At 39.3% G+C, this 1,076-nt stretch carries 1 protein-coding gene; it reads left to right on the top strand.

Translation table 11 applies throughout. From position 1 onward, the window contains the following. The coding region (locus ACFINC_RS09770) for a heparinase II/III family protein (RefSeq protein WP_375617084.1) at window positions 1-730 on the top strand (730 nt) is incomplete at its 5' end. Window positions 731-1,076: the final 346 nt, after the last annotated feature.

Below are 1,076 nucleotides of genomic sequence, written 5' to 3'. Positions count from 1 at the left end.
TCAAACAACAATTCTTGCCGATACGGGAAAATTTCCACCACGCTTTGTAGCACAGCAAGCTTGTTCAGGATGCTTGTCTTTTGAAATGTCTTCACAAGGACACCGTTTTATTATCAATACCGGTGTTAACCCTGATGGGCGGGAGGACTATCGACATTTAGGGCGTATTACTGCGGCCCATTCAACAGCGACGCTTAATGATTGTTCGGTGGGTACTTTTTATAAAAAAAAGAAAAATAGCGCTTCTCTTTTGTTTGATGGACCCAGGGAAGTTCAAGTGCACCGTATAGAGGATTCTGAGAAAACAGGTTTTATTGCGAGCCATAATGGTTATGTGCGACCCTTTAATCTTATTCATGAGCGTGGTCTTATTTTGGCGACGAGTGGGGATATGATCGAAGGCTTTGATCGCTTTTTTATGCCCAATAAAGAGGGGAAAAAACATAAAAGGGCGCAAAGTGAACAAGATCATGTTGCTGTTCGGTTTCATCTTCATCCACAAGTTGAGGTTAACTATGATGGTGAGCGTGTGTGTTTAGCGGTAAAGGACGGACACGTAGAGGACGAGAAAGTATGGTATTTTATATCGCCTGATGCGGATATTTGTCTTGAAGATTCAATTGATTTTGCGGAATTAACAGGTCCGCAAAGGACACAGCAGATCGTTTTATATTTTCGCCCTGCATTTCAGGAAAAAGTTCGCTGGCGTTTTATCCGTAAAGCCGTTTGATAAAAAATCAGAACATTGCTCCAACCTATAGTCTATAACGTTTTATTTTCATGTTCTAAAATATCATCGTTTATGGGGGATATATCCCCTCTTGAAGGACTGTGTAAATTTTTACACGGAAGTATTTTTTGTAAGCGTATGGGATGAATATTTTGAAGCAAAATTTGCCTATAGAATCTCATGTGGTAGTGCTAAGAGGGGTTTTATCTATCGGGCAAGATATTGATTATAATGATAATTTAGCGTTGTTCATATCGAATTAGAACCCCTAATACCGTAAGATTCTCTCATTTTAAATCTGTTTATCTTGAATCAATCAAAACCATTCGTTTGTACGTCACAAGCG

The sequence above is a fragment of the Bartonella sp. AP58NXGY genome (assembly GCF_042195785.1).
GTDB lineage: Bacteria > Pseudomonadota > Alphaproteobacteria > Rhizobiales > Rhizobiaceae > Bartonella.
The sequence above is the reverse complement of the archived record's forward strand: the minus strand, read 5'-3'. Positions and strand labels throughout refer to the sequence as shown.